The sequence below is a fragment of the Pseudoalteromonas sp. LC2018020214 genome, from assembly GCF_016598755.1.
In the GTDB taxonomy this organism is placed as follows: domain Bacteria; phylum Pseudomonadota; class Gammaproteobacteria; order Enterobacterales; family Alteromonadaceae; genus Pseudoalteromonas; species Pseudoalteromonas distincta.
In genome coordinates this window covers 1,223,535-1,247,318 of sequence record NZ_CP066804.1, presented here as the reverse complement: position 1 = coordinate 1,247,318, position 23,784 = coordinate 1,223,535, and the positions used below count along the sequence as shown (strand labels likewise).

23 protein-coding genes and 1 other RNA gene are annotated in these 23,784 nt (G+C 39.2%); 14 read left to right on the top strand and 10 right to left on the bottom strand.

What is annotated here, in order from left to right:
• Window positions 1–172: 172 nt before the first annotated feature.
• From dinG to JG479_RS05430, 6 genes are read left to right on the top strand one after another with little or no spacing between them, the layout of a single operon-like run.
• Window positions 173–2,248 carry an ATP-dependent DNA helicase DinG gene (dinG, locus tag JG479_RS05455; RefSeq protein WP_138488786.1) on the top strand — a complete coding sequence of 692 codons (2,076 nt, stop codon included), beginning with the start codon at window positions 173–175 and terminating at the stop codon, window positions 2,246–2,248.
• Window positions 2,248–3,024, top strand: coding sequence for a sulfite exporter TauE/SafE family protein (locus JG479_RS05450; RefSeq protein ID WP_002958254.1), 777 nt, complete (start codon window positions 2,248–2,250; stop codon window positions 3,022–3,024). The genes dinG and JG479_RS05450 overlap by 1 nt, the downstream gene beginning before the upstream one ends.
• Before the next feature lies 1 nt (window position 3,025).
• Entirely contained in the window at window positions 3,026–3,634 is a 609-nt protein-coding gene (locus JG479_RS05445) for a primosomal replication protein (protein WP_002958255.1), read from the top strand.
• 13 nt (window positions 3,635–3,647) lie between these two features.
• Window positions 3,648–4,541, top strand: a complete 894-nt coding sequence (locus tag JG479_RS05440) for a histone deacetylase family protein (RefSeq protein ID WP_200220099.1) — start codon at window positions 3,648–3,650, stop codon at window positions 4,539–4,541.
• 51 nt (window positions 4,542–4,592) lie between these two features.
• Complete coding sequence (locus JG479_RS05435; RefSeq protein ID WP_002958257.1) at window positions 4,593–4,874, top strand: late competence development ComFB family protein; 282 nt, start codon at window positions 4,593–4,595, stop codon at window positions 4,872–4,874.
• A complete protein-coding gene (locus tag JG479_RS05430; RefSeq protein ID WP_076915489.1) occupies window positions 4,858–5,010 on the top strand; it encodes a DUF2496 domain-containing protein in 153 nt (50 codons plus the stop codon). The genes JG479_RS05435 and JG479_RS05430 overlap by 17 nt, the downstream gene beginning before the upstream one ends.
• Before the next feature lie 2 nt (window positions 5,011–5,012).
• Here the strand turns inward: JG479_RS05430 and JG479_RS05425 are convergent, their stop codons facing one another.
• Entirely contained in the window at window positions 5,013–5,537 is a 525-nt protein-coding gene (locus tag JG479_RS05425; RefSeq protein ID WP_182672041.1) for a sel1 repeat family protein, read from the bottom strand.
• 103 nt (window positions 5,538–5,640) lie between these two features.
• Between JG479_RS05425 and JG479_RS05420 the strand changes: the two genes are divergently transcribed.
• Window positions 5,641–6,525 carry a DMT family transporter gene (locus JG479_RS05420; RefSeq protein WP_200220098.1) on the top strand — a complete coding sequence of 295 codons (885 nt, stop codon included), beginning with the start codon at window positions 5,641–5,643 and terminating at the stop codon, window positions 6,523–6,525.
• 41 nt (window positions 6,526–6,566) lie between these two features.
• Here the strand turns inward: JG479_RS05420 and JG479_RS05415 are convergent, their stop codons facing one another.
• Window positions 6,567–8,765, bottom strand: a complete 2,199-nt coding sequence (locus tag JG479_RS05415) for an exonuclease domain-containing protein (protein WP_200220097.1) — start codon at window positions 8,763–8,765, stop codon at window positions 6,567–6,569.
• An 89-nt stretch (window positions 8,766–8,854) separates the two neighbouring features.
• Here JG479_RS05415 and JG479_RS05410 point away from each other — a divergent pair, with 89 nt between their 5' ends.
• Window positions 8,855–9,349, top strand: coding sequence for a phosphatase domain-containing putative toxin (locus tag JG479_RS05410; protein WP_200220096.1), 495 nt, complete (start codon window positions 8,855–8,857; stop codon window positions 9,347–9,349).
• 57 nt (window positions 9,350–9,406) lie between these two features.
• Here the strand turns inward: JG479_RS05410 and JG479_RS05405 are convergent, their stop codons facing one another.
• The 3 genes from JG479_RS05405 to JG479_RS05395 form a co-directional block, all read right to left on the bottom strand.
• A complete protein-coding gene (locus tag JG479_RS05405) occupies window positions 9,407–9,796 on the bottom strand; it encodes a hypothetical protein (RefSeq protein ID WP_157600354.1) in 390 nt (129 codons plus the stop codon).
• 87 nt (window positions 9,797–9,883) lie between these two features.
• Complete coding sequence (locus JG479_RS05400) at window positions 9,884–10,270, bottom strand: hypothetical protein (RefSeq protein WP_226929071.1); 387 nt, start codon at window positions 10,268–10,270, stop codon at window positions 9,884–9,886.
• Between the two features lie 109 nt (window positions 10,271–10,379).
• Window positions 10,380–10,622, bottom strand: coding sequence for a hypothetical protein (locus JG479_RS05395; RefSeq protein WP_193226673.1), 243 nt, complete (start codon window positions 10,620–10,622; stop codon window positions 10,380–10,382).
• Between the two features lie 460 nt (window positions 10,623–11,082).
• On the opposite strand from JG479_RS05395, the gene JG479_RS05390 reads away from it, so the two are divergent.
• The 5 genes from JG479_RS05390 (at window position 11,083) to JG479_RS05370 (ending at window position 16,159) form a co-directional block, all read left to right on the top strand.
• Window positions 11,083–12,507, top strand: coding sequence for a sugar porter family MFS transporter (locus JG479_RS05390; RefSeq protein ID WP_200220095.1), 1,425 nt, complete (start codon window positions 11,083–11,085; stop codon window positions 12,505–12,507).
• Between the two features lie 379 nt (window positions 12,508–12,886).
• Window positions 12,887–14,146: an OmpP1/FadL family transporter gene (locus tag JG479_RS05385; protein ID WP_200220094.1), complete on the top strand. Its 1,260-nt coding sequence runs from the start codon at window positions 12,887–12,889 to the stop codon at window positions 14,144–14,146.
• A 2-nt stretch (window positions 14,147–14,148) separates the two neighbouring features.
• Window positions 14,149–14,562: a YeeE/YedE family protein gene (locus JG479_RS05380; protein ID WP_197120687.1), complete on the top strand. Its 414-nt coding sequence runs from the start codon at window positions 14,149–14,151 to the stop codon at window positions 14,560–14,562.
• A gap of 3 nt (window positions 14,563–14,565) precedes the next feature.
• Entirely contained in the window at window positions 14,566–14,967 is a 402-nt protein-coding gene (locus JG479_RS05375) for a DUF6691 family protein (RefSeq protein WP_200220093.1), read from the top strand.
• Window positions 14,968–15,064: 97 nt separating this feature from the next.
• Window positions 15,065–16,159 carry a mechanosensitive ion channel family protein gene (locus JG479_RS05370; RefSeq protein WP_200220092.1) on the top strand — a complete coding sequence of 365 codons (1,095 nt, stop codon included), beginning with the start codon at window positions 15,065–15,067 and terminating at the stop codon, window positions 16,157–16,159.
• Window positions 16,160–16,192: 33 nt separating this feature from the next.
• Here the strand turns inward: JG479_RS05370 and JG479_RS05365 are convergent, their stop codons facing one another.
• The 5 genes from JG479_RS05365 to JG479_RS05345 form a co-directional block, all read right to left on the bottom strand.
• On the bottom strand, window positions 16,193–18,328 hold the full coding sequence (locus tag JG479_RS05365; protein WP_200220091.1) for a TonB-dependent siderophore receptor: 2,136 nt from the start codon (window positions 18,326–18,328) through the stop codon (window positions 16,193–16,195).
• A gap of 220 nt (window positions 18,329–18,548) precedes the next feature.
• A complete protein-coding gene (locus JG479_RS05360; protein WP_200220090.1) occupies window positions 18,549–18,860 on the bottom strand; it encodes an EthD family reductase in 312 nt (103 codons plus the stop codon).
• 589 nt (window positions 18,861–19,449) lie between these two features.
• The gene (locus JG479_RS05355; protein ID WP_200220089.1) at window positions 19,450–20,976 is read right to left on the bottom strand and encodes an acetyl-CoA hydrolase/transferase family protein; all 1,527 of its coding nucleotides are present in this window, start codon (window positions 20,974–20,976) and stop codon (window positions 19,450–19,452) included.
• Between the two features lie 297 nt (window positions 20,977–21,273).
• Window positions 21,274–21,370, bottom strand: an RNA gene (gene ffs / locus JG479_RS05350) — signal recognition particle sRNA small type.
• Window positions 21,371–21,509: 139 nt separating this feature from the next.
• The gene (locus JG479_RS05345) at window positions 21,510–22,385 is read right to left on the bottom strand and encodes a DUF3014 domain-containing protein (protein ID WP_197120690.1); all 876 of its coding nucleotides are present in this window, start codon (window positions 22,383–22,385) and stop codon (window positions 21,510–21,512) included.
• 239 nt (window positions 22,386–22,624) lie between these two features.
• On the opposite strand from JG479_RS05345, the gene JG479_RS05340 reads away from it, so the two are divergent.
• A complete protein-coding gene (locus tag JG479_RS05340) occupies window positions 22,625–23,770 on the top strand; it encodes a patatin-like phospholipase family protein (RefSeq protein WP_039484320.1) in 1,146 nt (381 codons plus the stop codon).
• Window positions 23,771–23,784 lie beyond the last annotated feature (14 nt).

Below are 23,784 nucleotides of genomic sequence, written 5' to 3'. Positions count from 1 at the left end.
TATATGTAAGTTTTTACTTAATTCAAAATGCTTTAAAGCCATACATCCAACCTAAATAAACACTCAGATACTTTATTTGCTAAATTAATCTCATCACTTCTTGTAGTTACACTCTTATAACTCTAAAATCCATAGCACTGTAATTATATACATACTTTAGGTAAATCATCCCATGCTTTCTGACTCACTAAAAAAAACAATTAGGCAAGTACACCAGCATGTGGCTAGTAACCTAAAAGATTATCGCCCTCGTAGCAGTCAAAATTATCTTGTAGCCGAAATAGCAAAAACACTTGCTGGCGAATACCATAAAAAGCAGCGCATTTGCGTAATTGAAGCAGGCACTGGTACCGGTAAGTCTCTTGCCTATTGTTTAGGCGCGTTGCCTCTTGCCTTAGCGCAAAAAAAGAAGTTAGTTATTTCTACCGCAACCGTTGCACTGCAAGAACAATTAATAGCAAAAGAGCTCCCATTTTTTAAAAAGCATTCAGGCCTCGACTTTAAATTTGATTTAGTAAAAGGTCGCCATCGTTATATTTGCGCTCACAAATTACATAATGCTGTAAATGGCGATAGCCAAACACAAATGGACTTTATGCCAACACTTACTTCACCATTGAGCGCAATGGAAACCAAGTGTTTAAATGAGCTATATAACGCCTATGTGAATAAAAAATGGCAAGGCGATAGAGACAGTTGGGCCGATACCGTACCCGATAGAGTGTGGAACTTAATAGCGTGCGATAAACATTCGTGTCAGCGCCAAATGAAGGCTCATCAAACGTGTCCGTTTCAGCTTGCTCGTAATCAATTGATGCAAATGGACGTACTGGTAATTAATCACTCATTACTACTTGCTGATTTAGATTTAGGCGGCGGTAAAATTTTACCAGAGCCCGACAATACCATTTATGTAATTGATGAAGCGCACCATTTAGCACATATAACACGCGATTTTTCATCTGCTGCTGCCACAATCAAAGGCACAATAGAATGGCTTGATAAGCTCACTAAGTTTAGCGGGAAAATGGCGAAGGTTTTAGTAGGGCAAAGAGCCATTGGGCAAAACTTTAAACTTTGCGACAGTATTAACGACGCAAATAAAGACTTAAAAGTAGTTCGCGATATTCTTGATAATGCCGACTTTGAATACTCAAAAGACGATACTTATCGCTTTGAGCACGGTGAAATTCCAGAATCGCTGCACAGTAAAGCAAAAGACATAAGCGAAGCCACGCAAGATGCGCTGCGCTGTTTAAACAAAATGCACGACACCCTTACCCAAGATGTAAGCGACGGCGATATAAAACCTTACGTTGCCGACCCATTACTAGGCGAAAGCGGTCAATACATAAACCGCTTAGAGCAACTAAACAAACTATGGTTTAGTTACGCAAAAAAAGGCGAAGGTGCTCCCCATGCACGGTGGATAAAACGTCTTGAATATAAAAGCCATCACGATCACTTATTAAGCGACTGCCCTATCGAGGTCGGTTATTACTTAAAAGATAAATTGTGGCGAGAATGCGCGGGCGCTGTTTTGTGCTCTGCTACATTAAGTGCACTGGGCTCGTTTGATCACTTTGCTTACGAAACAGGGCTTGCTAAAGAAGAAGGCGTTAAATTTATTAAAGTACCTTCTCCTTTTGATTACCCAAAACAAGCCACTTTACGTATTCCGGTATCTAAAGTAGAACCTACCGATAAAGACTTTAGTGATCACCTAGCTAAAACTTTACCAGAGTACCTAAATGATAAAAAAGCGAACCTTGTACTATTCGCTTCTTACTGGCAAATGGACCACGTAACAAAGTTTCTTAGAACAAAAGGTTTTAACTTATTAGTACAAGGTGAGATGTCGCGAGAAGCGTTGCTTAAATTACACACTAAAAATGTAGACGAAGGCAAAGGCAGTATTTTATTTGGAACTCAGAGCCTTTCGGAAGGTCTTGATTTACCTGGTAAATATCTAGAGAACTTAATAATCACTAAAATTCCGTTTGCTGTACCTACTTCGCCGATAGAAGAAGCGCAAGCAGAATTTGTACAAAGCAAAGGTGGTAACCCGTTTTTAACGATTACCGTGCCAGACGCCGCAAAGAAATTGGTACAAAGCTGTGGTAGACTGCTGCGAAAAGAGAGTGATGAAGGCTGTATTACTATTCTCGATAGACGCTTAGTTACTAAGCGATACGGTAAAGCCATGCTCGACACCCTACCACCTTTTAAAAGACAAATAGATTATTAATGTTTGAACTCGCACTCGATCCAACAACCTGGGCTGTTTTATGTGCTGTTGCACTTGCCGCAGGTTTTATAGACGCTATCGCCGGTGGCGGTGGCATGTTAACTGTACCCGCTTTATTAACTGCTGGCTTACCTCCACATTTAACATTAGGCACCAATAAATTAGCGGCTAGCTTTGGCTCGTTAACGGCAAGCTATACATACTATAAAAAGAACTTATTTAGTCCTAAATTTTGGGCAGCCTCTATTATTGCCACTGCAATAGGTGCATTGATAGGTACTGTTATTGTTGATCATTTAAGTATCGATTTTTTAAACAAACTACTCCCGATTATTATTATTTTAGTTGCTGGCTATAGCTTATTTGGTAATTTAAGTACTACCGAAGGCGATGAACTTCCTAAACTAAACAAAGCGATGAAAATAAAACAATGGCTACAAGGTTTAGCATTAGGCTTTTTTGATGGTTTAGCAGGCCCAGGTACGGGTACATTTTGGACTGCTTCTAATGGCATGCTTTACAAAATGAACCTGCTACTTAACTGTGGTTTAGCGCGTTCAATGAACTTTGTGTCTAACTTTATATCTTTAATTACCTTTGTTGCACTCGGCCATGTAAACTTTTTACTTGGCATAACAATGGGCTTTTTTATTATGCTAGGCGCATGGTTTGGGGCGCATTCAGCAATACGTTTTGGTAGCAAATTTATTCGCCCAGTATTTAATACTATGGTTATACTTTTAGCATTAAAACTAATTTACGAGGCTTACTTTTAATATGCATTCAATGGCTTTAGATAAACTACGTCAACAAGTTGCAACGCTAAAACAACAAGCTGAGCAATTTGATAAAGCTAAACTTTTTTCTAAAAATCGTTACATGCAAGCACAACCTAGCTTGTTTGACCGCGCAGTTTTTAGTACCAAAAGCATGAACCTAGTCGATTACGTGATAGAAATAGAAGATGAAGTTTCAAGGTTACCGCCAAGCGAGCATCGCCATGCTTATACCTACGCGCTTGAACGTATTGCAGCTCAAATACAAGCTGTATTCAATGTTATTAAATCTACCCCTATTTGGGTTAAAGAAAACAAAAGCCATTATAAACCACGCCCTAAGCAAACCGTTTATAAGCAAGCTGTGCAAAAAATAATGCAATCATCCCATGAGCTTTACGACGAATTAAAACAAAACCATGAGTTTGAACGCCGTTTAGTGCTCATGATTGAAGAGCGAAAAATGCAAATGGATAAAGCCTCACCTGCTAAAGCACAAAAGCTTAACCTTGAAATATTAAGCACACACGCTCGATTAGGCCGCTGCAGAAAAGCAATTTCTGCCACCGAAGATAAAATTCAACAAGTAGAAAAACAGCAGCTGCGTTAAGGCGCACTTTACTATGCAGCTTTATTATCATCCATTGTATTCAGACCTTATACTCCCAGAACGTCATCGATTCCCTATTCAAAAGTATAAGTTACTTAAAACAGAAATAGAAAAACTAGGTGTTTCGGCTATTCACTTTCAAGAGCCTAAAAAAGCAACCAAATCTCAACTTTCACTATGTCATAATCAAACTTATATAAATAACTTTTTAAACGGCACGCTTAGCAATAAAGCCATAAAAAAAATGGGCTTTCCTTATTCAAATGAATTGGTAGAGCGCACATTACTATCAGTTGGGGCAAGCATCCAAAGTAGTGAACACGCGCTAAAACATGGTTTTTCGGCTAATTTAAGTGGTGGCTATCATCATGCATACAGTGATTACGGTAGCGGTTTTTGTATTTTTAACGATCTAGCTATTGCAGCAGCACATTTAATAAATACAGAGCAAGCCGACACTGTTTTAATTTTTGATTGCGACGTACACCAAGGCGATGGCACAGCACAAATCACTCAAAATCATGACCAAATTATTACCTGCTCAATTCATTGTGAGCAAAATTTCCCTCGTAATAAGCAAGAGTCCACCTACGATTTTGCATTGCCCGCTAAAACAACCGACGCTGAGTACCTTGCTACATTAGAGCAAGCACTCGATTTTTGCGTGCGTATTCATAACCCCGATATTATTTTGTATAATGCAGGTGCTGATATTTACACAAAAGACGAGTTAGGCTTGTTTGATGTATCGCTCAATGGCGTATATAAACGCGACTTTTTTACTCTCAACTTTTGTAAGCAACACCAAATCCCACTAATGTGCGGCCTAGGCGGAGGTTATCAGCGTAATTTGAGTTCACTAATTAATGTTCATAAACAACTATTTAAAGCCGCTATCGATTTATAGCAAGCCATAGTATAGACTCAGTTAAACGGATTATTTTAAAGCGGTGGGAATATGCGATTACACGAAGACATACACAACTATTACGAAAAGATTGTAGTCGAGGAAGTTATCAAACTTAAACTTGATGAAAAATATGATGAAGATGTAATGGCTGACTTTTGTTGTACGGTACTAAATCAGCTCCCGCCACGATATATTCGCTACGATGTAGATATGGCGTTTTATTTACCGCAATCAGAACGCATACATATGGAACAACGTGTACAAACCGCAATAAACGTTGCCATTAGCCAAATATCAAAAAAGAAAGAGTTAAATGACAAGTCCACTTGATCAAGCCCCTACACATATTAAACTTGCAGTAGATTTAATTATGATACTAGAGCAACACGATGTTGCTCCAGAAGAAGTACTTAAAGCACTTGAAATAGTTAAAAGCGACTTTGAAAAGAAGCTAGAAAAGTCATAACTCTATTCTATTATTTGTATGTCGTGCTCGGTAACGCTACCTTCGTGCTTAGTGCAATCAATTTTAACTTCACCAAATGTACGCCTAGGCGAAGCCGAACGCCGACAGGTCATATTTTGTGCTTTAACGCCAAATTGCGTTATATATAATTCAACTGTTTCGTCTATTTGTTGTTTTTGCTGCGTAGTCGCTGCACTGTAAAATGCATCATATTGCGCAGACCAATTCTCAACCCCCGCTTCTTTTGCAACACCTAGCCACCCCATCCCTAGTTTAGTAGATTGCTCCAAGTATTGGCCTTTTAAAAACATGAATGCCAACGTGTATTGTGCACTTTTATAGCCAAGTGCTGCCGGCTCTTTTAAATCATAAAAAGCTTGCTCGTAGAGCCCCTTTTTATAAGCTTTAATACCATTGTATTCTTTTTTCTTCATTGTATTGTCGCTGTATAGGCTAACAGGGGTCGACCCACACCCACCTAATAAACCTACAGCCAAAATTGCTGCAACCGATATACATTTAGCCATAACTAGTCCTTTATTATTTTTTATATGCGAGTACCGAATCTGGCTTACACTCTTTGCAAAGCCTGCTATTGTGTAATCCTGTTTGTATAATTAAAATACTATCATGAGCTTAGCAAGTTTACTTCGGTTATTTTTTCTGGCTGCAATTTGGGGCGCGTCATTTTTATTTATGCGAATGGCAGCTAACAGCTTAGGCCCAGCGGTGTTAATAGAATTTAGAGTTGGCTTTGCCGCACTCACCCTCTTTATTGTGGCGCTTTACTTAAAGCGCCGCTTAGCGTTTGTCCAACATAAAAAACACTTTTTTATTATAGGCGCGTTTAATTCTGCTCTGCCGTTTTTATTTTTTGCTTACGCAGCCCAAACTATCAGCGCATCCACACTCTCAATTTTAAATTCTACAACACCAATATGGGGTGTTGTTGTTGGAATTTTATGGACAAAAACAAAGCCCAATAAAAGTATGGTGATTGGTTTACTGCTGGGTTTAATTGGCGTAGTTATTTTGGTTGGGCAAAATCATTTTGTGTTAAATAGCCAATCAATTTGGGCCATAGTCGCAGCATTAAGCGCATCACTTTGCTATGCCATTGCATCGCATTACACTAAAAACGCGCCTAAACTGGCCCCATTCGATAACGCACATGGCTCAATGTGGGCTTCAAGCTTTATGGTATTGCCGCTTATCTTATTTATGCCAATGCGTGAAGTTCCAAGCACCAACGTTATGCTTGGTGTACTCGTATTAGGAGTAATGTGTACCGCACTTGCTTATATTTTATTTTTTAAATTAATCGAAGATATAGGCCCTACCTCGGCGTTAACAGTCACGTTTTTAATTCCGCTATTTGGCATTTTTTGGGGGCATTTAATTTTAGATGAGCAAATTGGGCCAAATACGTTACTCGGCGCATTATTTGTTATTGTGGGCACTATGCTGGTTACTGGTTTTTTACCACGAAAAAAGCACTTAGCTAAAGTAAGTTAAGTACTTAAAAGTGCATACTACTTTTTACGTAAGGCTGCTGTTTATTCACTAATTTGGGATTGCTGAATAAGTAATAATAACTCAGCAGTAGCCGTTGCATCGGCCAATGCGCGGTGATGGCTGGTTAAATTTAAATTAAAATGCTTGCTAAGGTTACCAAGCGAATACGACTTTAAGCCTTTAAACGCTTTGCGCGATTCAACCACGGTGCACATTTTTGGCATTTTAAAAAAGTGCCCTGCCATCTCGCATTCTTTTTTAATAAAGCCGTAGTCAAAATTAACGTTATGGGCTACAAAAATACTGCCTGCGAGTATATCTAATAGCGGCTTAACTATATCGACAAATACAGGCGCGTTGTAAACCATACTGTCGCTAATACCGGTTAATGACGTAATAAAGCCAGGTATATGGCGCTCGGGGTTAACTAAGCTTGTCCAAGTATCAATGACTTTACCGTGCTGCACTTTAACTATGCCAATTTCGGTAATTCGGTTGCCGCCTTTTAAGCCGCCCGTGGTTTCTATGTCAACTACGCTGTAAACACGGTTTGGATCTACAAACCACTTAACTGCGGCAATATGTACCGTAAAGCCCACATTTTTTAAATTATCTATGGTGGTAAGTTGGTTGCGCCTAAGCTTATCGCCTGGAGCTTTTACTTCTTCAAAATGTACTTGGCCATTATTAATGACCATTAAATCGGGGTAGCCGTCTTTTAGCTGTAAATAATGTTTACTCATAGCCGTTAAGTGCGCAATTAGTGCCTCAAGTGGGCTGTTTAAAATAAGCGCTTCTAGTGGCTCTAATAAATTGCTGCGCCATCTAAATAAGCCATTGGGCTGATCAAAGTATTGCGCTGCATTTTTGCATACTAAATTAAGTAATGCTTGCGACGTTTGGCACTGAGCTAAGCGCTCATTTATCTGTGTTTGCTGCGCTTCATAAAAATTACCAAGCCTTAATACTTGCGGATAAATATCAAACTCATTGCATGGCGGATAAGGCGACTCCACAAATAACTCATGCCAAAACACTAAACCAAACAAACTTTGCCAAAGCGTGTTTTCGGTATTAAATACCTGCATACCTTGGCGAGTATAATAATCGTTTACGCCCTGCTCTACTTCACCTCGGTACAGTTCATCTATTTTTAGCACGCATTGGGTGTCGGCAAGCATGGCACTTAAACGCGAACGTGTTTTTTTATTAAACTTACGCATTAAAAAATCGTCAGCAAAATAAAGTAAATCATCAGTAAGTGGGTTTTCGATAATGGCTTCTAATCGTGCTTTTACCCACTCTTTATTGCCAAGCCTGTATTGCTCTCTTATTTGAATTTCTTGTGCTTCGCTATCATCCGCGCACCCTTCAAGTAAACTAAAAGCAAGTTCGCTATCAACTGTTTTTAGCTGCCTATAAAGCCTAACTAATAGTTTGTTTTTTAATACAACGGCTATTGCACCATGTGCAGCTTGCTCTAAAACCTGCGACGCTAAAGCGACGTAATCGCTCTCATCTGTAATATTTTTAAATGCTAACCGGTAACGGTTTAATAAATAGTTTGATTGCGCTTCGTCAAGTGTTTCAAAGCGCGACAAGCTCTCGCTGTGTCCTTCGCGCGTAGCGGTTAAGCCTAAGTCTCGCATTACAAAACGGTTTTGATGATTTACATCACCACTGCTTAGTTTACCTGCAAATAAAAACTCAAAATACTCGTAGTAATCACTGCGGTTATTAATTACGTACTGGCTATAAAGTGGCGCAAGCTCTTGTGGGCATGCTTTAAAAAACTCATGCGCAATATCCACCAGCGCGCCTTTAGCGGCGCTTTTTTTAAAGCTAATTTGCTCACTGTAATTACTTAGCAACTCAACCAAAGAAGGTTTGGTTAAGTGCGCTAAAAGCTGCGAATAATGCTGCTCGTTTGGCTCAAATAAAATACCCGCTTTTTTTAGCGTATAAATAGCCTGATGCGGCGAGGTTATTTCTTCATAATTAAGCGATTGCGCCTGCACTAAATAAGGCTTTCGCGAATACACACGCGCCAACATGCACTGGCTTTGCTCATCTAGCTGGTTAATTTTACTAATAAATTCGCTGTGTTTGGGCTCAAGTAAATGCATACATTTACTAGTTACAAACTCAATAAGCTCTCTAAAATGCGCTAAATAGTATTTTGCTGGTAATTCTTTTTTCATAATATCGCCACAACTGTATATAAAAACAGTATCTAGCATTTGTGCTTATTATTCAATCTTAAACTTGTAACTAAAACACGCTATAGTGAGCTTATTAAAGCAAATTCATTAAAAATAAAGGACTTACCATGAGCGCGCATCCGTACGATGTTTTATCACTTAATAACGGCGCAAATATTATTTTTACGCCTTGCCCTGGTACAAAAACACAAAACCTAGCTGACTCAATCGCTACATTAAAAGCTGCTGGCGCTAACGTGCTGCTGTCGCTTATGCCACAAAAAGAACTTGAAAAAAACAACGTAGAAACAATTAATAGTGAGTGCAATAAGCACGATATAACCTGGTTTCATTTACCTATAAATGACGACGAAGCACCCAAACAGCCTTTTACATCAAGCTGGAACACCCACAAAACCGACATATTACAGGCCATACAACACAAACAAACCATTGCCATACATTGCAAAGGCGGTACAGGCCGCACAGGGTTGGTCGCTGCGCTTATTTTAAATTCGGCAGGTTACATAAAAGAAGAAGTATACAGCCTAGTACAAGGCATTCGCCCTAAAGCACTCACTATAGAATTGCAAAAAGAGTACTTTGAGAGTTTTAAGGGGTAGGCTGTGATTTAGGAGGGTTTAGCACTATGAATAGTGCTAAAAATATTCTTTTAAATGTCATTCTACGGCCTCAATCAATCGTCCAGTCATTGAGATACCAACAAGACTAATTGGTGTGTCAGCAGCGAAAACGTAAAACCAAACTATTTGCATTTGCTGGTCTATTAAACAAACTTGGCTCTTTAGGTGAACAAATGCAAATATCACGTCTTCAACACTGTATTTATCACGAAGAAATGACATAACTTTTTCTGTTGCATTACCAATTGATATTGGTGGTTCGCCATCACCTAAGTCCCAATTAGGACGGTTTAACAAATCATCTGGTGTAATAAATAGCTTTTTCCCATATCTCTCAAAAGTAGAGGACTCAAAGCAGCTGGGAAAGTAAGCATCAGCACTTATATTTATAGAAACTAAAATTAAAAGTAGATAAAGTGCTCTCATATCCATCCGTGCTTATAACGTCCCACGCAGCTGGAAACGCGAGCGCTCTGACGCAGCCAGCAAGTGTTTTTCCGATGACTTGCCTTGTTAGTTTTCAATTTTTTCGGCAATTTTACCATTAATAAATAGTACTCCATTTTTTACAAGTACATCTCCATTCCAGATAGAACCATAGTATGCATCATCAAGATACAAGTCCTTCTCATACTTCCCAACGATCTTTAGCGTATGCATATTTTCGGAAGTCCCAAATTTTATCGTATGGTTTAAGGGAGAGGGAGAACTTTTACCAATAGTTTCTATAGGAATTAATTTTTCACTATATGGTTCAATGATTGTTACACCCAAGCCCGGATGGATAATATTGTACTTAAAGGAGTTGCCGACTCTTTTTCCTTCATCAGCACCAGTAATCCCATAAATACTTGCACATCCAGATACGAACATGATTAAAATAAGACAAAATAACCTCAAAATTGACTCCATAAGTTTATTTGAAAACTAACGCTTAGATAACAGGCTAAGTAATGGTTGGCTAAACTGTGTAGCGAAGCGAAACGTAGCCAACTGTTACTTATTATGTTTACCTACCACCAGAATCTTGATTGTTATTAGGTATATCATTACATACAGCACAATTAATATTTTTGCGATAATTGTAGAAACGCCTAATAGCAAAAATGGTTACCGATACTAAGGCCCACAAAATACCGAATTCAATAGAGTATTCTAGACTTCTGCCTTTTAAGTATTGAACGCCTGTCAACAGAGAAAAAATAATTGGTAGAGCTATAGCGTATTGAAAAATCCATTTTTTTATTGGCATAAATATTCCATTAACACTCTGAGCTTGAAGTAAACATAACAACTTAATCGACGATATTTGTCGTTTTATAAACCGACAATGTTCCTATATTCAATGCATATACCTTAACCACCAAATAACCGCATGTAAACAATTACTAAACCTCATATCAGTTTATGCAATTGCAAAAACACACCTAAAGGTACAGATAAGTAAGATTGGAAAAAACAGCCACTTCCTATACAAAGCATATTATTTATTGAAATTCAGCATGTGTTATTTAAAAGGCGCTACTTAATTTCAAAGTATTGAATCTAACGTCTTTAAGCTAATACCTTTAAATTAAAGCCCTTAAACTAAAGCCTTTAAAAATGGCTTAATTTATACTCGCCAAACCCTTTATACCTGTACAAATGTATTCAGCCATAGCGCTTTACGATATTATGCTCCTTTAAATTTAATTTAACTTTCAGGGCATATAATGACAACGCACACACCGCCTTCCCACTCAGCCAACACAGCTGAAAACACCTCTCTTTGTTACGTAATATTTATATCGGCCGTTGCTGCTATTGGTGGCTTTTTATTTGGTTTTGACTCGGGCGTTATTAACGGCACGGTGTCGGCACTCGGTAATGCATTTAATTCAAGCAGTGTAGCTACGGGCTTTAATGTTGCCTCGGTATTATTAGGGTGCGCCCTAGGTGCACTTGCTGCGGGGCCGCTGGCTGATAAATTTGGTCGGCGTGCAATTATGATCATCACTGCTATTATTTTTGCCATTAGTGCACTTGGCTCAGGCATTAGCGAAAGCTCTGCGGAGTTTATTTTTTACCGTTTATTTGGTGGTTTAGGTATTGGTGCTGCATCGGTATTGGCGCCAGCTTATATTGCAGAAGTTGCGCCACCAGCACTACGTGGCCGTTTAGCTACACTACAACAACTCGCTATTGTATTGGGCTTGTTTGCTGCTTTTTTAAGTAACTATTTAATTGCTGATGCAGCAGGCAGCGCGCAAAATATTTTAATGCTTGATATAGCCGCTTGGCGCTGGATGTTTTGGGCTGAGCTTGTGCCTGCTGTACTGTTTTTAGTCGGTGTTTTGTTTATTCCGGAGTCGCCTCGTTATTTAGTGGCGCAAGGTAAAGTGGATGATGCAAAAGCGGTATTTAGTAAAATATCGAACGACAATGTTGATGCGCAAATAAGCGATGTTAAACGCTCATTGCATAGCGATAAAAAGCCAAGTATTCGCGATTTATTTATTGATAACAGTAAAAAAGTACACCCAATTGTTTGGGTGGGTGTTGCGCTGAGTGTATTTCAGCAATTTGTGGGTATTAACGTGGTGTTTTATTACGGCTCTGAGCTTTGGCAAGCCGCTGGGTTTGACGAGTCGCAATCGCTATTTATAAATGTACTCGCAGGTACTACTAATATTGTATCGACCTTTATTGCCATTGCCCTAGTTGACAAAATTGGCCGTAAACCACTGCTATTAGTAGGCAGTATTGGTATGTTTATCAGCTTAAGCGCGCTTACTTATATATTTGGTAGTGCAGGCCTTGATGAAGCAGGCAAACTTGCCCTTAGCGATAACATGGGTACGTTTGCGCTTATTATGGCTAACTTATTTGTGGTATTTTTTGGCTTAAGTTGGGGCCCTGTTGTATGGGTATTATTAGGCGAAATGTTCAATAATCGTATTCGTGGTGCAGCGCTTGCTGTTGCGGCTAGCGCACAATGGATTGCTAACTTTGCAATTACCATGACCTTCCCTATAATGCTGGCTAACATTGGACTTGCCGGTGCTTATGGCTTTTATGCGTTATCGGCACTTATAAGCATATTTTTTGTCGTTAAATACATAAAAGAAACACGCGGTAAAACGCTCGAATCTATGTGATTTTTAAAAGCGGTGATATTAATCGCCGCTTTGCTTTTACATACAATGGCGTTATTTAAGAGTGATTGTTTGGATGAGCTAAACGTTAATTAATAAATATATTTTAAACTGCTGTTAATACGTAAACGCTCCTTTTACCAGCAAGCTTTTACTACCAAAGTTTATAGCTACCGATTGCATACTTAAATATCACTACAGCTCAATACGTTAGCGAAACTTTTAACTTAAGTTAAGGCTGAATAGCAATCTACGCTCATTTATTTTAACTTTATAACCATTGCCGTATTACCTTTTATTATAACTAATCTATTTAAATTCCTTTTTAGAATATCAAAAATTAGCTATTGTCCGCCCATTCCAACTTTATGTATTTACTAAAATGAAAAAACAGTTAATTTCAGGCTTAGCTTTAACGTGTGCGTTAGGTTCGTTCAGTGCATTTGCTACTAATGGTTATTTTACTCACGGCTATGGCATGACCCACAAAGGCATGGCTGGCGCAGGTGTAGCGCTGTCAGAAGAGTTAATGTCTGGCGCTAATAATCCAGCAACCTTTTTACCTAACGGAACAGAGCTATCACTGGGCTTAGAGCTTTTTTCACCTGAACGAAAATATACTGCATCAAAAGTAGATACTTTTTACCCTGGCGCATTTTATCTTGAAGCAAAAACACAAAAAAGCGACAACACCGTATTTGCAATTCCAGAGTTTGCTATTGGCCATCAATTAAATGAAAAAGTAAATATTGGTTTATTAGTGTATGGCAACGGCGGTATGAATACCGAGTACGGCGCAGAATCCTCTCCTGAGGGGACTTTTTACGCTGGTACAACGGGCGTTGATTTAAAACAACTCTTTATTAGCCCAACAGTAAGCTATGAGTTGAATGAACAAACACGCCTTGGTGTATCCCCTATTTACGTGGTGCAACAGTTTGAAGCGCAAGGGCTTGGAAACTTTGCTCCTTTTTCGCAATCACCCCAAGCGCTTACAAATAATGGCACCGATACAAGCACAGGCTTAGGCATTCAACTAGGTATTAGCCAAGATATAAATTCGTCATTAAGCTGGGGAGCAAGTTACCGCTCATCAGTGTCTATGCAAGAATTTGATAGCTATAAAGGTTTGTTTGCAGAGCAAGGCGGATTTGATCTGCCAAGTTCGTTTCAACTTGGTGCAGCTTATAAGCTTACCCCAGCTAATCAGGTTGTATTTGATTGGCAAAAAATAAATTACAGCGAAGTAAAAAGTATTGCAAATCCAATCAGTAACTTGATGTCAGCACCTTTAGGGGCTGATGCCGGCGCTGGGTTTGGCTGGAACGATATGACTATTTATAAGCTTGGCTATCAGTGGCAACGTACATCGCAACAAAAAATTCGTTTTGGGGTATCTTATACCGAGCAACCTATTCCTTCATCAAACGTTTTGCTTAATATTTTAGCCCCGGGCGTTCAAGAGTGGCATTTTACTACTGGCTTTAGCCATTCTTTTACCAACAAGGTACAATTAAACGCTATGGCTTTTTATTCGCCAGCAAAAAAAGTAACGGGTGCTAACTACTTAGCGCCTAATCAACAATTATCAATCGAAATGAAACAAACCGGTTTAGGCGTTTCTATTGTTTGGGAAATTTAAAAATGATAACAGAATTCACCCCAGTATCGGCTGCAATAGGCGGGGCATTAATAGGTATAGCGTGTACGTTATTACTGGTTTTATACGGAAAAGTTGCGGGCATATCAGGCATTGTTAAGTCTGTATTCGCTAAAGCAAATTCAGACTCTCGTTGGCAGTTATACTTTATTTTAGGGCTATTGTTGGCAGGAGTCGCTGTAAGGGTATTTGCGCCATCTTTATTAGAAGGCGAATTGCAATTACCGTCTTGGCTTATTGTTGTTGCAGGGCTTTTAGTTGGCGCTGGTACAACGTTAGCTAATGGGTGCACAAGTGGCCATGGTGTGTGCGGCATGTCGCGCTTTTCTACTCGCTCTTGGGTTGCAACATGCACATTTATGCTTGTCGCCTTCATTACAGCAAACCTTGTAGGATAAATAATGAAAGCAATTATGATGGTTGTTATAGGCTTTATATTTGGCTTAGGACTTATTATTAGCGGGATGACAAACCCTGCTAAAGTGATTAACTTTCTTACGTATGGAAATCAATGGGACGCAAGCTTAATTATAGTGATGGCTGTTGCCATGCTAATAATGATGCTTACATGGTTATGGGTTGCAAAAAAAGAGAAGCCACTTCTTTCAGGAACGTTTAATTTAAGTAATTTAAAAAATATTGATGCGCGCTTAATTATCGGCTCGGTACTTTTTGGTTTAGGCTGGGGTTTAAGTGGTATATGCCCAGGCCCGGGCTTGGTTCAATTAGTATCTCTTAAAATGGAGTTTTTATTGTTTTTTGCAGCCGTGCTAGGCGGTATGTGGTTAGCCAAAAAAGTATAATATTTGCTGCCGACTAAACTCGGCAGCTACTTTTACCCAAACAAAGGTACATAACTTGCTGCAATATATATAAAACTATATTGAACAGGTTTAAGTTATGCTAAATAAAGCGCTGGAATTTTCTAACAGCACACCTTGGTTAGGCGCAGCGTCCTCCCTTTTACTTATAGCTATACTACTGTTTTTAATTCGTTTTTTTGTAATGTACTGGCTAAAAAAATGGACTTCAAAAACCACGTTTATATTCGATACATTACTAATAGAGTCAATATCTAAGCCGCTTACACTGTGCACAATTATTGTGCTACTCACCATTTTAGAGCACGACACCTTCATTATTAGTACTTCTATTTCTCAGCAGATCCCTTTTAATAGCATTAATATTGTATTAGCGCTGCTTGCACTTATTATGTTTTTAGACCGCTTTATTATTGGCACTATTAATTACTATGGTAAACAATCTGCCGTGGTTTTTAATTCAAAAAGCATAATTAAAGGCGTGATACGCGTTACATTATCGTCAGTGGGATTGCTGGTATTAATGGGCACGTTAGGTATTTCTATTACGCCCATTATTGCCTCATTAGGTATTACATCACTGGCTGTTGCCCTTGCTTTGCAACCTACCCTCGAAAACTTTTTTTCTGGCGTGCAGCTAGTAATAGATAAACCCATAAGAGTGGGTGATTTTATTGAGCTTGAATCTAAGGAGCAAGGCTTTGTTGATCATATAGGCTGGCGATCTACATGGGTTAAAATGCTACCTAACAATATGATTATTATACCTAATAGCCAATTATCTAAGTCGCGTATTATTAATTACTTTTACCCTGAAAAAGAGCTAAGCGTGCCTGTTGATATAAGTGTGCATTACGATTCAGATTTAGAATTTGTTGAACAAGTAACACTTGAAGTGGCTCGTGAAATACTTATTTCACACGAATGGGGCGTTGATGATTACAATACCTTTGTGGTTTTTCATACCTTTGATAGATCAAGCATTAACTTTACGGTGATGCTTAGAGCTAAAGAATACTTTAATCGCTTTTGGGTAAAATCTGCTTTTATAAAAGCCCTGCATAAACGCTATAAAAAAGAAGGTATTGTAATCCCCTTCCCTATTACGGCTATTAACACTACTCAAGAAACCGCTAAATTTAATAGTGGTAAAAAGGTGCAAGGCGACACTTAAAAAAAGCGCGAGTAACTCTCGCGCTAATAAGTATTAAAACTTGTAAGTTATTTGCCCAATAATTTCACGAGGGCTGCCAGGAAAGTGGCCATTTCGCTCACTAAATCCACTTACCGCGTATTCTTTATCAAACAGATTATTAATATTTACACTCAGCAATACGTCGTCAAAGCGACTCGTCCAGCTCATATCAAATACGGTAAATGGTTTTACTTTTTGACCACTTGTACTAAGTTGCTCACTTACGTAATTTGCACCAAATGCAATTGATGAGTCAATTGAATCAATAGCGTAGCGAGTCCATAAACCTGCCTGGTGGCGTGGTGCATTAGCAAAGCGCGAACCGTCTCCAAATGTATTTGAAAGCGTATCACCCGTTACGCCGTCTACCACTTGTGTATCGTTGTACGCGTAGTTAGCCGTTACGGTCCAGTGCGCTGACAAATCGCCAACTAAAGTTGTTTCAAATCCTCGGCTTTCTACTTCACCTATATTTAAAAGTGCAGCAATGCCATCCCCCGCTCCCGTATCGTCAGGGTTGCTCATTACCACGTTTTCTTTATTAATTTGGTAAATTGCAAAGGTGCTCATTATTTTGCCATCAAGCCATTGGTTTTTCATACCCAGCTCGGTTTGCTTACCGGTTTCTGGTTCTAAATTACCTTCGCCTTCTACATCTTCTTGGTCGGCTGACGATGTAGGGTTAAAGCTCTCTGAGTAATTAATATATACCGATGTGTTTTCTACTGGCTGATAAGTAACAGCAACGCGCGGCGTTATGTCGCTATCTGAGTAACTAAAACCAGTTTCTTGATTAAACTCTTTAAAATGGTCATAGCGCAAACCTGCAATTATTGTCCACTGCTCGCCTATGCTAATTACGTCTTGCGCGTATACACCAAATCGGTCGGTATCTACGCCATCGCGGTTCATGTCGGTAAGGTTATAAGTACTTGGATCGGTTTCACCGTAGTTTAAATTAAAAATATTTAAATTAGCGACGCCATCGGCCTCATATCGGGCGCGAAAGTAGTCATATTCGGTATCAACGGTGTGGTAATCACCACCAAATAAAAACTGATGTGTTAATTGTCCTTGTCCAAAGTTATAAACAAAGTCGGTGGTTACACTTGCCTCTTTATTGGCACGAAATTGCTTACGGTATTCACGCTTAATCGTTTCATCGTCAATATTGGCAACGCCATCACCGTTTACATCTACCCAGCTTTGCGACTCATGGTAGGCTTGGTCTCGCTCGTTATCCATGTAACGAAACGTAGTACTTAACGAAAAATCATCATTAAAGTAATGGCTAAGTTCTGCTTGAAGCACCAAAGCTTCCATATTTTGATAATCAAACGACTCATTGGCGTTATAACTTGGGTCAACTAAAAAGTTACCGTTGTCATCTACCGGTACGCCACGTAAGCGGTTTCCGCCTAGGTCTTGTTTAATGTAGTCAACACTTGTGGTTAGGGTTGTTGAATCACTTAAATCAAATAACAATCCACCTGTCAGCTCGGTGTTTTTTGAGTCTGCATTGTTACGAAAGCTGTCTTGCTCTTCATAGTAACCACCCAATCTATAAGCCATTGTATCGCTTAAACCGCCGGTCATATCAAGTGATGCACCACGGGTGTTGTAGTTACCTAAAGTAAGCTTTAGTTCGCGTTTTTGTGTGTAGCTTGGCTTTTTGGTTACGTAATTAATCATCCCACCAGGTTCGCCACCGCCATACAAAGCAGAGGCAGGCCCTTTTAAAACTTCAACACGTTCAACATTAAATAACTGCGGTACACCAAAGCCCGAATATGGGTCGCCACGTACGCCATCGTAAAATACATTGGCATCGTCTCTAAAACCACGAAAAGTTACACCTGAGTAACTGTATTCACTCACTCCCGCAATTGAGCGGTATAAATCGGTAATGTCGCGCGCGGCTTGGTCAATAATAAGTTGCTCGGTTAATACCTGAGCCGATTGCGGAAGCTTAATAAGATCTAAATTAGTTTTGGTACCAATTTTAGTTTCTGTTTCTAGGTAAAATTGCTGGGCACGGCCAGTTACTTCTATTTTTTCAATATCGTTATTTTGCTCTGCAAATGCCATATTAGAAAAAGCAGAAAAAGACGCAGCAATACTTAATGCCAAATAATTAGGGTTAAACATGATAATTCCTGGGAGAAGTGTAGATAGCCAACAAGCTAAATGATAACTCTTATCATTTTCATAATCAACACAGGAGCAACTTTAATACATCTAAATATTAGAACTAATATTACTTAAAACAGAGCGCTAGCCCTTTTATTGCAGTTAAAATAAAACCCCTACTGCACTAAATGCGGTAGGGGTTATTAAGTAGTTCTTAAATTAGTATTTAGCGTGTAATTTATCCCGCAATATTACTAATTTGAATTACTGGAGACACGTTAGTAAAGTTAACTAAATCAGCGGCTATTACCTCTTGATGAGGTGCAAAGGCTTGCTGAAAAGATTCTACCGATTCAAACACTAAATGCCCCATAGCAATATAAGTTGGCGCTTCGCCCGGTGCGCCACCTGCTAAACCTGCATCGGCACTACTTGATATAAGCGCTTTACCAACTAACTCTGCAACTAGGGGTAAATGTGTTTTACAGTAGTAGTCCATATCGAAAGTAGCACTTTCATTCTTTGGGTATAGTACGCTTACTTTAATCATTACATTCTCTCTTTTATTTACTAAAAATTTAAAGCGTCTTTTGAAACAGTATGAATCATACATAAGTAAAAAACGCATAAGTGAGCAGTCGCTCAATTATGTAGCATTCATACTCATAGCGCCAGTAATTTGATTGCAGTGCTTATTTTAATTAAGGTGATACTTCGCTAATTTACTTGAGTGCGGGTCGTTTTTTAAAAGGTTTGGGTAGTAAAGGTTCTACAAAGTTAACGCACGTATTTATTCAATATGCTAAATCAGACTCAAAACCTTCAGGCAAAATATAAACCAAGCCCTTAACTGGTTTTACTGTAAGGTCGCTCTTGTAATCCTCTATAAAATGCCATTTAGTACCTGTATTTTTAATAATCACATTACACACTTAATAATGGTAGTAGCACTTAAACCTAAGTGAATAAAATAACAGTAATGAAGGTGATTAAGAAAGGTATGCAAAGAGTAGGTATAAAATTATTTTGGACTTACAGTTTTTATTAAACCGCACTAATCAAAGCTGATTGAGCTGACACTAGTGCGGTTCAAAAGTAAGTATAAAACTAACTAATTCAATTTTAATAAACCAAAATGCTTATGCAGACAGTTGCACTGGAGCATCTGTTGCAGATATTTTTTTCATGCTGCCTTGTTGTTCAAGGCGAATATGCCAACTAAACGCTTCTTCGAGTAAATGAGGGGTATGCCCGCCACGCTCACATGCACGATTGTAGTAATCTAACATATCGTCACGGTAATCTGGGTGCACGCAGTGCTTAATAACTTGTACAGCACGCTCACGCGGCGCTAAACCGCGTAAATCAGCTAAGCCTTGCTCGGTTACTAAAATATCAACATCGTGTTCGTTATGATCAACATGGCTCGCCATAGGCACTACGCTTGAAATAGCCCCATTTTTAGCAATTGATTTAGTCACAAATATTGCTAAATGAGCATTACGTGCAAAATCACCAGAGCCGCCAATACCATTCATCATTCGCGTGCCACAAACATGTGTTGAATTTACGTTGCCATACATATCAAACTCAAGTGCAGTGTTTATGGCAATAATTCCTAAACGGCGGACTATTTCAGGGTGGTTCGAAATTTCTTGAGGGCGTAGCACTAGCTTGTCTTTGTATTGCTCTAAGTTATTAAATACTTGCGCGTTACAACGCTCAGACAACACAATTGAGCTGCCCGATGCAAAACTAAGCTTACCTGCGTCAATTAGGTCAAACGTCGAATCTTGTAGTACTTCAGAGTACATTGTTAGGTCTTTAAAGTCAGAGTCGAGTAGTCCCATCATCACAGCATTTGCAATGTTACCAATGCCTGCTTGTAGCGGTCCTAAATTAGCTGGCAATTTATTTTGAGCCACTTCTTCTTTAAAAAAGTTAACTAAATGGCGCGCAATAGATGCGGTGTCTTCATCAGGGTCGGTAACGGTAGAAAACGAGTCGCTTTGGTTAGTAAAAACAATACCAACAATTTTTGCAGGGTCGATAGGAATAGCAGTGCTACCAATACGGTCGTCTACTTTAACTAACGGCATTGGTTGGCGAGTAGGACGATACGAAGGAATGTATATATCGTGCAAACCTTCAAGATTCGGGTTATGCAGCATATTAATTTCAACAATGACTTGTTTGGCAAAAATAGCAAAACTGGCTGAGTTACCTACCGATGTCGTTGGCACAATATGCCCTTTTTCGGTAATAGCGACGGCTTCAATAACAGCCACATCAGGCATGGTTAATTGATGATTGCGTAGATGCTCAACCGTTTCAGATAAATGCTGATCAATAAACATAACTTCGCCGTTATTAATCGCTTTACGTAAAGTGCTATCTACTTGAAAAGGCATACGACGCGCTAAAATTCCCGCTTCCGTTAATAGCTTGTCGAGATCATTACCTAATGACGCACCCGTCATTAAGTTTATTTTGATTGGATTTTTTTTGACTTGCTCAATTAATGCTCTGGGTACTGCTTTAGCTTCTCCGGCACGAGTGAAACCACTCATCCCTACAGTCATTCCATCTTTAATAAACAGACTAGCCTGCTCAGCAGACATAACTTTATTGTGTAGATTACTATTGCGAATACGTTCCAAGTTCATTTTGAGCCCCTTTCTAAATTTCACATTATTCTAATCCTAACTTCGTACTACACAATCTAGACTTAAGTCGTATTTACGAATCGAGGATGAGCAACATGTTTAAAAGGGAGGTTAATTTACTTTTAATTAATATTATCATGTAGTTATTAGTAATATTTTTTACAAAAATAACACAATAATTTATAAAGGAATTTATAAAGTAATCTATAAATAAATAGTATTATTTAATTAGAGGAATTATTTTTGAGGAGATAAATTTATTAGTTTAAACACCCAAATGAGGAATTTGGGTGGCAGTCTTACCAGCCACATCTCGGCACACACGTCACAAACTGTGGCTGCTCCCTTCCGGGCCTGACCAGGTTCGCCTGCTAGTGTTGCGAGAGGACCAATAAGACTACCATTGAGGGCCTTGGTTGGCGCGGGAAGGATTATCTCTACTTTTGCTCTGTTATTCAAGGGATAATCTAAAAAGAAAGTGCGATTGCATACTTCATATACAATCGCGACGTATTTAGCTGTTTTAGTGCGTATTAATTGTTCTCTAACTGCGCTTTTATATTACGAAGTGCTGCTTTTACTTTTTTCATGTTTTCTGGACCCATACGTAAAAGCTGTTTTTGCGCAGCAGGTAATTGCTCCCACTCCGAAAACGCATACTGATACGTCACTGAGTCGCGAAGTAACGGCAAGTCACCTTCAGGCTCTGGCGTATCAAGTAATAAATCGATTGCATCGGTTAGCGTTTGATTAAACTCATCATCGCCGTAGCCAATTTCACTGTATGCATTATTAATAAGTGGCTTGTACTCTTCGTACATGCGAACGGCTTGCGCTGCACTCATACTGGTAAATATTTTCACATACGGGGTATAACGCTCGTAGCTGTTAGGGTTAATTGTGAGGATATCCCCTTCATTAACGCTAAATTTCTCTTCTGGCTGTACAACAGGCGTGTGCTTTTTAGCTACCTTACCTTTAGCTAGGTTATCTACAAATACAACACCACGGCGAATTACATCATCGGTTACCATTAGGCTCATTACTGAGTCGCTTAGGTACTCATCCATTTTAGCAACCACAACTGCATCACTTTCGTTAAGCGTTGGTAGTGGCTCTACTTCAGGCTCTGGCTCGCTCGGGCTTTGTGCTGGTACTTCAAGCTCGGCTGGTTTTTCTGGCATTACAGATGGCGCGTCTACCACTGGGTCGTTCTCGGGTTTGAGCTCCATCATAGGTTGCTCTTTAACTGTGGGCTCTACCTCAGTGCGTGTTTCTTGCTCGTCACTTGGTGTGAGCAATACGAAGGCGGCCGCACATGCTACGACTATTAAAATAATAACGGCGAAAAGAATATTGTTATTAGGTGGACGTTTTTGAACATCTGATGCTTCTGGTTTATCTGACATACGAACTCCATAAAAATTAAAATGCGATATCACTTAGAGTACGCTAAGTGGATTAAATTCATTCTTACACAAATACTATGACATTTTATATTACGGCAATTATAGCAAAGTAAGTTACCTACTAAATTGGGTGATTAAATAATGTAATAAGCATTAGGGCAGTTATCCTTTGATTCTTCTAGCTTAAAGACTTACAGTTAATAAATAAAGTAAAGACGTAGAACAGTTTAACCACCAATATGAAAATCAAGCAAGTTGATCCACAAAAACCTAAAACTGCCTTATTACTTACAGGTGGTGGCGCACGAGCTGCTTATCAAGTCGGTGTGCTAAAAGCGCTAGCTCATAGTATGCCTCGTACTGCTCCATTGCCATTTAGAGTAATAAATGGCACCTCCGCTGGCGCTATTAACTCAGCTGCATTGGCATGTTACGCTTCTTGTGCGCATTTGGCTGTACGAAAGCTCGAATCAGTTTGGAAAAACTTTTCAACCTCTATGGTCTATAAAAGTGACTTTTTAAGCGTGTTTGGTCATATTGCTCGCAATATCTTAACGAGCTTTCAGTCAGAGCATATTAACCACCCGCCAGCGAGCTTACTAAATAACCGCCCTCTGCGTAGTTTATTAAACGAGATTTTAGATTTACACCGCATTGAGCGCAATTTACACCGTAATTATTTAGATGCGCTGTCTATTACAGCCTCAAGTTATACAACGGGTGACTCGGTTGCATTTTTTCAATCTAATACGCAAACATCGTGGCAACGTGCTAAACGCGAAGGCCGCGCAACTCGTATTAATGTTGAGCACTTAATGGCATCAAGTGCCATTCCTATGGTGTTTCCAAGTGTAAATATTTATAACCATTACTTTGGGGATGGCTCTATACATCAACTTTCTCCGTTGAGTCCGTCGATTCATTTAGGCGCTGAAAAAATATTTATTATTGGGGTCGATCAACCTAAAGAATTACACCCGCCGGGTTATTCGCCACATTATCCTGGACTCTCAGCTGTTGCAGGGCATTTACTAGACAGTGTATTTACCGACACTATGCAATCGGATTTAGAGCGTTTGGCTCGTGTTAACCGAACATTAGGGCTATTACCCGCTCGTGACAAACATCAAGAACTTAAACAAATAGATACCTTTGTAATTAACCCATCGCAAAACTTTAATGCTATTGCAGCGCAGTATTACGACGATATGCCTTGGGCTATTAAAGTATTGCTACGTACCATAGGTGTTAAAAAGCATTCGCAATCGAGCTTAACCAGTTATCTATTGTTTGAAAAACGCTACACCCAGCATTTAATGCAAATTGGCTATGAAGACGGTATGAAAAAATTACCGGAGATACGCACGTTTTTAGAACTAGATTAAGCCCAAACAGAAAC